Source organism: Pseudomonas sp. Q12-87 (assembly GCF_001269755.1).
GTDB classification, from domain to species: Bacteria; Pseudomonadota; Gammaproteobacteria; order Pseudomonadales; family Pseudomonadaceae; genus Aquipseudomonas; species Aquipseudomonas fluorescens_S.
In genome coordinates, this window is record NZ_LHVI01000007.1 from 60,301 (window position 1) to 70,029 (window position 9,729).

Below are 9,729 nucleotides of genomic sequence, written 5' to 3' on the forward strand. Positions count from 1 at the left end.
ATCGCGAGCAAGCTCGCTCCCACATTCAATCTCCAGCGAACATCAGCCTAGTGTTCGACGAGGGTCTCCTGTGGGAGCGAGCCTGCTCGCGATGGCGACCTCAATATCGCCTCACATTCAACGCACTGTCGACGCAGCAGGCAGCACTGCTTCGCCGACACAAACCCCGCGCAGCTGTGCCTCAAATTGCTCGATCACCGCCGCCCAGCCTTGGCGACTGGCATGTTGGCGCGCATTGAGCCTCACACAACGCAGGGTTTCGCGCTCCTCCAGCAGCCAACGCGCTGCGTCGCAGAACGCCTCTTCATCCCCCGGCATCGCCAGCACGCCATTATGGCCGTGACGTATGTGCTGCGCGGCCGCAGCCTGGTCATAGGCCACCACGCCCAGTCCGGACGCCAGCGCCTCCAGCACGACGTTGCCGAAGGTTTCGGTCAGGCTCGGAAAGACGAACACATCGCCGGAGGCATAATGGCAGGCCAAGGCCTCGCCACGTTGCGGGCCACAAAAGATCGCATCGGGCAGCGCCTGCTCCAATGCGCCGCGCTGCGGGCCGTCCCCCACCACCACCAGTTTCATTTTTAGCCCGGGAAACGCCTTGCGCAGTGTGTCGAAACTGCGCTGGAGCAGCCCCAGGTTCTTCTCAGGTGCCAGGCGTCCGACGTGAATCACGGCAATGTCGTCATCACCCAGGCCCCAGGACTCACGCAGGCTGGCCGAGCGCCTGACCGGATGGAACAGTTGGCTGTCGACGCCGCGAGACAGCAATGCCACCCGCTGGAAATGCCGCCGCTCCAGTTCCAGGCGCTGGCTGAGGCTGGGCACCAGGGTCAGGCTGGAGCGGTTGTGAAACCAGCGCAGGTAATGCGTGAGCAGGCGACTTAGCAAGCCGAGGCCGTACTGCTGGGTGTATTGCTGGAAGTTAGTGTGGAATCCGCTGACTACCGAAATGCCCAGACGCCGCGCCGCTCGCAGCGCCGACAGACCCAAAGGGCCTTCAGTGGCGATGTACAGCACATCCGGACGCTGGCGTTTCCAGCGCCGCAGCAGCTTGTGCATCGACGCTTGGCCCCACTGCAAGCCCGGATAACCCGGCAGCGGCCAGCCCCGGCACAGCAGCAATTGCTCATCGTTGACCGGGCGCTGGTCATTGGCCTGGCGGGGGCGGATCAACTCCACTCGATGCCCTCGGGCGCGCAAGCCGTCGCACAGGCGGCCCAGGGTATTGGCCACGCCATTGATTTCCGGCGGGAAGGTTTCAGTGATGAGGCTGATGTGCAAGGGTGTGGTCATGACCCCAGTGTCGACCGGGGCCATTTCGTCATTGTGACGCAAGGGTGATGGATTCGTGACAGCTTCAGCCCTGTCGGGCCAACGCGGTCTCGGCGCCTTGCTCCCGGACCCAGAACAATGTCGCCCCAGCCACCGCCGCCGGCATCATCAGGACATTGACCACCGGAATCAGCAGCACCAGATACACGCTGCCGCCAAAGCCCAGGCTCTGCCAGCGCTTTTCCCGCAGCCAGGCGAGCATCTCGTTCCAGCCCAGCTTGTGGTTGTCCGCCGGGTAGTCGATGTATTGGATCGCCATCATCCATACGCCGAACAGCAGCCACAGCGGCGCGGCCACGATGTTGATCACCGGAATGAATGACAGGACGAACAGCCCCAGGGCGCGGGGCAGGAAATACCCGAGCTTGCGCGCCTCCCGGGCAAAGGTGCGTGGGACCATGGCGACCAGCTCGCCCCAACTGAAGGCCGGAAAGTCATCGGTACCGCGAACGACCACTTCGACTTTCTCGGCAAGAAAACCATTGAATGGCGCAGCGATGATGTTGGCCAGCATCGTAAAGGTGAAAAACACCATCAGCACGACGAGCACCACGAACAGCGGCCAGAGGATATAACTGAGGAAACCCAGCCAGTCCGGCAGCGATGGCATCAGTGTGTCGACCCAGAGGCTGAATTGGTGGCCGGCCAAGTAGATTAAGCCGACGAATAGCAACAGGTTGATCGCCAGGGGCAAGAGTACGAACAAACGCAGGCCCGGGCTCAAGACCAGCTTGAGGCCTTCTCGCAAATATTGCGGGCCGGACAGGACGGGGGCGGGCATAGGTGGCTCCGAGCGAAGGGTGAACGCGCCGACCTTACCGGCTTTGCCCTGCGTGGGAAAGCGGCGACACGGCGCGTAACAACCTTTATTGCCGCGCCAAGCCCTATTGGGGGGACGGCTGGGGATAGAGCTCAGCTATGAGCTGGATTGTTAAACCGTATTTCCTTAATCTTCGCTCCCTCGATACGCTGCACCCAATTCTTTGACAGGACTGTCGAACCAAAGCCTTCCCCAAGTGCATCCACAGTCCTTTTTTATTCGCGCCGCTCACCCGGCGTTCCGGCCCGTAAGGTCCGGTCAACAGGAGCAGGTCATGTCTGAAGTCCGTCATTCGCGAGTGATTATTCTCGGTTCCGGCCCTGCCGGTTACAGTGCTGCGGTCTATGCAGCCCGTGCCAACCTCAAGCCGCTGCTGATCACCGGCATGCAGGCCGGCGGTCAATTGACCACCACCACCGAAGTCGACAACTGGCCCGGCGACGTTCATGGCCTGACCGGCCCGGCCCTGATGGAGCGCATGAAGGAACACGCCGAGCGCTTCGAGACCGAGATCGTTTTCGATCACATCAATGCCGTGGATTTCGCTGCCAAGCCGTACACCCTGACCGGTGACAGCGCGACCTACACCTGCGATGCCCTGATCATTGCCACCGGTGCCAGCGCCCGTTACCTGGGCTTGCCGTCGGAAGAAACCTTCATGGGCAAAGGCGTTTCCGCTTGCGCTACCTGCGATGGCTTCTTCTACCGCAACAAACCCGTGGCCGTGGTCGGTGGTGGCAATACCGCCGTCGAGGAAGCTTTGTACCTGGCCAACATCGCCAGCACCGTCACGCTGATCCACCGCCGCGAGACCTTCCGCGCCGAGAAGATCCTGATCGACAAACTCAACGCCCGCGTCGCCGAAGGCAAGATCATTCTCAAACTCAATGCGACCCTGGACGAAGTGCTGGGCGACAACATGGGCGTGACCGGTGCCCGCCTGAAGAACAACGACGGCAGCTTTGACCAGATCACTGTCGACGGCGTCTTCATCGCCATCGGCCATACACCGAACACTTCGCTGTTCGAAGGCCAGCTGGAGCTCAAGGACGGTTACCTGGTGGTCAAGGGCGGCCGTGATGGCAACGCCACCGCCACCAGCATCGAGGGCATCTTCGCCGCCGGCGACGTGGCCGACCACGTCTATCGCCAGGCGATCACCTCGGCCGGCGCCGGTTGCATGGCGGCCCTGGACACCGAGCGCTACCTGGACGGTCTGCAGAACGCTTCGTTCTGACACGACAGGTATAAAAAAACCGGCTTCGGCCGGTTTTTTTGTGCTCAGGCTCCACGCAACCCTGTGGGAGCGGGCTTGCTCGCGAATGCGGTGGATCAGCCAGCATAGTGTTGACTGGCACACCATATTCGCGAGCAAGCCCGCTCCCACAGGGGGACGTGTGATGCCCGGAACTCTCCCCAATCCCATCACCCCCGCAACCGCTCCTGAACAAAGTCCATCACCTTCAACGATTGATAGATCGCGTTCGCTGCCACGCGCCCAAACGGTCCACCATTCCAGTCCAGCAAATAAGGTTTGAACACCTTGTAGCGCTCGCTTTCCCCGCAAATGGCTTGCGCGATCACCCTGGCGCCGATAGACCCGGTGTTCAAGCCGTGGCCGCCAAATGACGTACACGCCCAGACGCCAGGTTCCAGCCGCCCCAGGTTGGGCATTTTGTTGGTGGAGTAGCCCATCAGCCCGGACCAGGCCAGCTCGATCTTCACCGATGCCAGTTGTGGATAGACGGACACCATGTCGGCCTTGAGCATGGTCGCCAGGGCTGTTTCGTCCTGTTCGTTGCGCGTCGTGATACGTCCGCCCCAGAGCAGGCGGTCGCCTTCGACGACACGGTAGTAATCCGAGGCGCGACGGTCGTCGGAAAAGGCTGCGCTGGAATCCAGGACCTCTCTGATCGAGTCGCCCAGGGGTTCGGTCAGCACCACATAGGTGGCGATGGGCAGGTAGGCACGGTTGAGTTTTTGCAGTTCCGAGCCGCCGTAGCCACCGGCACAGAACACCAGGTCGTTGCAGTGCACGGCACCCAAGGCTGTACGGACGCTAAGGACGTCTCCTTTACGCTGCCACGCAAGCATCTTGGTACCTTCGTAGATCCGCCCGCCCGCCGCTTCGATGGCCAAGGCCAATCCCAGGCAGTAATTGAGCGGGTGGAAGTGCAGGGCTTTCGGGTCTTCGATGCCCTGGAAATAGCGCTGGGTGTGGGCCCGCTCGCGGACTTGCGCGGTGTCGAGGAAATTGAGTTCATAACCGAAGTCGCGGCGCATGCTCTCGATATGGTTTTTCACGCCGGCGCTGTCGTCGTAGCGTTTGACCCGGATCGTGCCGGCGGACGGGTCGCAACCGACCAGGTTAAGGTCCGTGATGTTGTGGCGCACGATGTCCACGCCCTCCACTGACATCTGGAACAGTGTCCTGGCCTGTTCCAGCCCCAGTTTCTTGAGGATCGCCCCCGAGCCTTCGGCCCAGCCCGGTGAAACCACTCCACCGTTGCGCCCCGACGCGCCCCAGCCGACTTGATGGGTTTCCAGCACGATCACCCGCTTGCCGCGCCGCGTCAGCTCCAGCGCCGTGGTGAGACCGGCGATGCCGGCACCGATGATGCAGACGTCACAGCTTTCCTGAGTATCGAGCCCGGGCCTGGCCGGGCGCGGCAGCGAGGTCTGGGAATACCAGGTGGTGGGAAAGGACATGCTCGATCCTTGAAGTGTTCTGTGCGGGAGCGAGCAGGCTCGCCCCCACAAGGTGTGTTAGTTGACGACTGAGTAATCGACGCCATACCACTTGGTCGACAATTGAGTCAGCGTACCGTCCTTGTGCATCTGGCCAATGATTTCAGCCAGTTTGGCCTTCAGTTCCGGGTCGCCCTTGTCGGTGGCAATGGCCAAGGGTTCGTAGAACACCGCCGTGCCGCCGATGGCCCGCAATGGGTAGTTCTTCTTGATGGCGGCTTCCAGGGTGCTGCGTTGGGTGAGGATCGCGTCCAGGCGAACGCCGTTGCCCAGGCGCAGGTCATCCAGCGGTGCGAGAGAACCGGCGTAGGTCTTCATCTTTCCGGCCTTGACGTCGTAGGCGACCGGTGGCATGTCCGTGGCCTCAATGGCCAGTTGCTGGTTCAGATAATCTTCGGAGGTGGTACCGCCTTCAACACCAATGGTCTTGCCGTTGAGCGCCTTGCGGTCGGTCAGGGTCGAGTCGTTGTGTACGGCGAAAACGTAGGGCACGTAGTAGTACGTGGCGGGAAAGTCGAGGATCCGCGCACGGCTGCTGGTGGCGGTCATCGAACCGACGGACATGTCCCATCGACCGTTCCACTTGCCGGCGGTGATCACGTCCCAGTCGGGCGTTACGAACTTGACCGCAACGCCCAGGCGCTTGGCGATTTCCTTGGACACATCGATATCGAAGCCATCGATTTCATTTTTGTCGTTGATGAAACCTTGTGGCGGCCAGGTCGCCGAGGTGGCGACGGTCATTTGTTTGCTGCTCTGGATCTTGTCCAGCACCGCCCCGGCGTTGGCGGCGCCGACGAACAGCAGCGACAGGGCGGCTGCCAGGGTGGTCAAGCGTTTTTGACTGAGCATGTGCATCTCCACTTTTCGTTATTGTTATGCGGGGTAAAGCGGGTCTCAGTGACCGATGATTTGCGACAGGAATTTCTGTGCGCGTTCGGTCTGCGGGTTATTGAAGAATTCGGCGGGCGTGGCCTGTTCGATCACCTGGCCCTGGTCCATGAAGAGCACGCGATCGGCTACCTTGCTGGCGAAGCCCATCTCATGGGTCACGCAAATCATGGTCATGCCGTCGGTGGCCAGTTCGCCCATCACATCCAGCACCTCATGGACCATTTCCGGATCCAGGGCCGAGGTGGGTTCGTCGAAGAGCATCACTTTGGGGTTCATGCATAACGCCCGGGCAATTGCCACGCGCTGTTGCTGGCCACCCGACAGTTGCGAGGGGTATTTGTCGGCGTGCTCGGCAATGCGTACTCGCTCCAGGTAGACCCGAGCGCGTTTTTTTGCCTCGGCGCTGGACACGCCCTGCACCAGTTGCGGGGCCAGGGTCAGGTTGTCCATGACGCTCAGGTGCGGGAACAGGTTGAAGCTTTGGAACACCATGCCGATTTCGCGGCGTACGGCGCTGACGCTCTCGGCTTCGCTGGTGAGGGCGATGCCGTTGACCTGGATGTGGCCTTTCTGGAAGTTTTCCAGATGATTGATGCAGCGGATCATCGTCGATTTGCCCGAGCCGGACGGCCCACAGACCACCAGGATCTCACCGGACGCGACGTTCAGGTCGACGTCCCGTAGCGCGTGGAAATTGCCATACCACTTGTTCAGGCCGCTGATGGCAATCATCGGGGCTCCGGCCTGCGCAACGGCTGCCGGGGCGAGTCGCTCGGCGGTGTTGGTTCGAGTCATCTGGATCAACCCCTTGCTGTGGATCGATTGACCCGTTTTTCGATACGCGCCTGTACCCGTTCGAGGATGAACGAAAGGGCCCAGTAGATCATCGCTGCGGTGATCAACATCTCCAGGTGTCGGAAGTCTGCACGACCCTGGGTCTTGGCCAGGTACATCAACTCCCAGACGCCAATCACCGACACCAGGGAACTGTCTTTGAGCATGGCGATGAACTGGTTACCGGTGGGCGGGATGATGACGCGCAGGGCCTGGGGCATGATCACCCGGCTCAGGGTCTTGAACGGGCTGATACCCAGCGCCCGGGAAGCCTCCCACTGGCCCACCGGGATACTCTGGATGCCAGCCCGGAAAATCTCGGTCATGTAGGCGCCGTAGCACAGCGCCAGGGCCAGGATGCCGGCGGGCACCGCGTCGACCACGTAGCCCAGTTGCGGCAGCCCCAGATAGATCAGGTAAATTTGGATCAGCAGCGGTACGCCACGAAAGAACGAGGTATAGAACGAAGCGAGGGCGTTGGCCAAGCCGTTGTTCGACAGCTTGGCCACCGCGCCGATCAATGCCAGGACAAAAGCAATCACAATGGCCACGGCGGAAATGTACAGCGTGGTCGCGGCCCCTTGGACGATCAGGAAACCGACCTTTTCGAGAATGAAACTGTAGGACAGGTTGAAAGTATCGAAGAAAGCCAGAAATAGGATCAGCAGTTCGATCCAGACTACCGTGGTCTGCACCTTGAACTTCAAGCGCCCCAGCACGTGGAAGTTCAGCGTGCCCAGCAGGGCGATGGCCAGGCCAGTGGCGATATTGCGGGCGGTCAGGCTGTCCGGCGCGTTGCCCAGCAATGGATGCAGGACCTGGCTGATGGTGCTGTTGCCCAGGTTCGTCAGGTATGAACCGAGGAACAGCAGCACGGCGATGCCGAGCAGAAAGCGAGGATCATTGGACTTTTTCTTATAAATTATATTGTCGTGATACATGACTGCCTCGGGCTTGTGGGTGGCGGCGATCTCATCAGGCTGAAAATGGGAATCGGCCAGTATTGCCAGTCAAAATCCAGCACGACAAGCGAGCAAAATTCGTTACGTCATTCCCTCAGCGCATCCTGATGTTCAGGCCAGTTTCGCAAGGCATGCCTCCAAGATGTCCAGCCCTTCCTCGAGCACGGCTGCCTCAGTCGTCAGCGGCGCCAGCAGCCGGATGATATGCCGCGATTTACCGCTGGGCATCAGCAGCAAACCCGCCTCCCGCGCCAGGGCCAGCAGCTGCGTCAATTGTGCCACTGCCGGGGTGCCGTCGGCGTGGGCCAACTCGATACCGCGCATGGCGCCGATACCGGTCAGGCGGCCCAGGAAAGGTGACAGCCCACGGCGGCGCCAGGATTCGTAGCGGCTGACAATCGCCTCTTCCTGTTGCGTGCCCCAGGCGTGCAAGTTCGCGTCGGTCATTTCGTCCAGCGTTGCCAGTGCGGCGGCGCAGGCGATGGGGTTGCCTGAATACGTGCCGCCCAGCCCGCCCTTGGGCAAGTTGTCCAGCAGCGCCTTGCGTCCCATCACCGCGCCGAGGGGGACGCCGCCGGCAATACTTTTACCCAGCAGGATCAGGTCAGGCTCGATGCCCAGGCGCGAGAAAGCAAAGCGCTGGCCGGTACGACCGAAGCCGGACTGGATTTCATCGGCGATCAGCAAAATGCCCTTTTCATCGCAGAACTGCCTCAGGGTCTGGGCGAATTGCACGTCCAGCGCCAGGAAGCCGGCTTCGCCCTGCACCGGTTCAATGATGAAACAGGCGACGTCATTCACGTCGATCTCAACGCTGAACAGCCGTTCCATGGCCTTCAGGGCCTCGGCGCAGGTTACACCGTTGTCCTGGCTTGGATAGGGCAGGTGATAGACCGGCCCGGGCAGCACGCCGACTTTCTGTTTATAGGGCGCGACCTTGCCATTGAGGTTGAGGGTGGCCAGGGTACGACCGTGGAACGCGCCGTCAAACGCAATGACGGCGGTGCGTCCCGTGGCGCCGCGTACGATCTTCAAGGCGTTTTCCGCTGCCTCTGCGCCGCTGTTGGTGAGCATGCCGCTGATCGGATAACTCACCGGGACAAACGCCGCCAGGCGCTCCATCAACTGGATGTAAGGGGCATGAGGTGCTGCGTTGAACGCATAGTGGGTGAGCCGGGTGGCTTGTTCGCGGATGGCCTCGACGACACGCGGGTGGCAATGGCCAAGGTTCAACACACCGATGCCGCCGACGAAATCGATGTAGCGCTTGCCATCGCTGTCCCAGACTTCGGCATTTTTACCGTGGCTCAGGCAAACAGGGTGAACGATAGAGATCGACTGGCTGATGGTGTCGCTGTTCATGGATGACGGCTCGCAAGGCAAGAAGGCTTGCGATATTCAAGCCGCGAGCGGAGGGGCCCGGCAAACGAAATAAAGTTGCCGGGTCAATCTTAAAAGTCGGGATGTAGGCGCGGTGTCGCATTAGGGTTACGCAACCCGTGGCGAGGGAGCTTGCTCCCGCTGGGGCGCGCAGCGGCCCTCAAACCAGGCAACGCGGTGTACCGGGCCAATTGAGTTTTGACTGTTTGGGTCTGCTGCGCAGCCCAGCGGGAGCAAGCTCTTATCAAACAAAATATAACCCATTGTTTTTGCTTCTAAAAATCATGCAGCCTTAACTAATTGCATACCCAACTTTCGGGCTTTGCGCTCCAGAGCCCGCAGTTGGCGTCCCCGGCTTTTCTCCTCAAACTCTTCCATCCCTTTCTCAACGTAGGGTTGGCCTTTGGTGAGCATGGCGTAAATCAATCGCGCCAGTTGATGAGCCGTCGCCTTGATCGCGCAACTGGTGTCCATCCGCGTCAGGCGGGCACGGTGGCTGGCGCCAATAAAACTTTTATCCTGCCGTGCGTTGGAGGCCGCTTGCTTGAGGGCTTGGGCGGCTCGATTGATGATTTTAGGCGCTTTACCAGGAAGCGGTTTGCCTCCTGATATTCGCGTGGGAGGGGCCAGACCAAGCCAAGAGCTTAAGTGCTGCGAGGTCGGGAAACGTGATAAGTCCGGCCCCAGTTCGCTGGCGAGTACCAACGCAATATCAATACCGATGGTGGGAATGGCCGTTAAATCCACGCCCATGACCTT

Annotated in this window: 9 protein-coding genes; 1 reads left to right on the forward strand and 8 read right to left on the reverse strand. The window is 60.7% G+C overall.

The window, feature by feature from the left end:
* Positions 1-117 precede the first annotated feature (117 nt).
* Positions 118-1,317 (reverse strand): glycosyltransferase family 1 protein, encoded by a 1,200-nt coding sequence (locus AD663_RS03910; RefSeq protein ID WP_053213310.1) that lies wholly within the window; start codon positions 1,315-1,317, stop codon positions 118-120.
* Between the two features lie 40 nt (positions 1,318-1,357).
* On the reverse strand, positions 1,358-2,113 hold the full coding sequence (gene cysZ / locus AD663_RS03915; RefSeq protein WP_003178056.1) for a sulfate transporter CysZ: 756 nt from the start codon (positions 2,111-2,113) through the stop codon (positions 1,358-1,360).
* Between the two features lie 313 nt (positions 2,114-2,426).
* On the opposite strand from cysZ, the gene trxB reads away from it, so the two are divergent.
* Positions 2,427-3,389, forward strand: a complete 963-nt coding sequence (gene trxB / locus AD663_RS03920; RefSeq protein ID WP_003178057.1) for a thioredoxin-disulfide reductase — start codon at positions 2,427-2,429, stop codon at positions 3,387-3,389.
* Between the two features lie 188 nt (positions 3,390-3,577).
* On the opposite strand, the gene AD663_RS03925 is transcribed toward trxB, so the two are convergent.
* The 6 genes from AD663_RS03925 to AD663_RS03950 all read right to left on the reverse strand — a co-directional run.
* Complete coding sequence (locus AD663_RS03925; RefSeq protein WP_053213311.1) at positions 3,578-4,861, reverse strand: FAD-binding oxidoreductase; 1,284 nt, start codon at positions 4,859-4,861, stop codon at positions 3,578-3,580.
* Positions 4,862-4,918: 57 nt separating this feature from the next.
* Positions 4,919-5,752 carry a transporter substrate-binding domain-containing protein gene (locus AD663_RS03930; RefSeq protein ID WP_003178059.1) on the reverse strand — a complete coding sequence of 278 codons (834 nt, stop codon included), beginning with the start codon at positions 5,750-5,752 and terminating at the stop codon, positions 4,919-4,921.
* A 45-nt stretch (positions 5,753-5,797) separates the two neighbouring features.
* Entirely contained in the window at positions 5,798-6,589 is a 792-nt protein-coding gene (locus tag AD663_RS03935; protein ID WP_033045913.1) for an amino acid ABC transporter ATP-binding protein, read from the reverse strand.
* A 5-nt stretch (positions 6,590-6,594) separates the two neighbouring features.
* Positions 6,595-7,569 carry an amino acid ABC transporter permease gene (locus AD663_RS03940; RefSeq protein WP_053213312.1) on the reverse strand — a complete coding sequence of 325 codons (975 nt, stop codon included), beginning with the start codon at positions 7,567-7,569 and terminating at the stop codon, positions 6,595-6,597.
* A 132-nt stretch (positions 7,570-7,701) separates the two neighbouring features.
* Positions 7,702-8,952, reverse strand: a complete 1,251-nt coding sequence (locus AD663_RS03945; RefSeq protein ID WP_053213313.1) for an aspartate aminotransferase family protein — start codon at positions 8,950-8,952, stop codon at positions 7,702-7,704.
* A 300-nt stretch (positions 8,953-9,252) separates the two neighbouring features.
* The coding region (locus AD663_RS03950; RefSeq protein WP_157062702.1) for a transposase at positions 9,253-9,729 on the reverse strand (477 nt) is incomplete at its 5' end.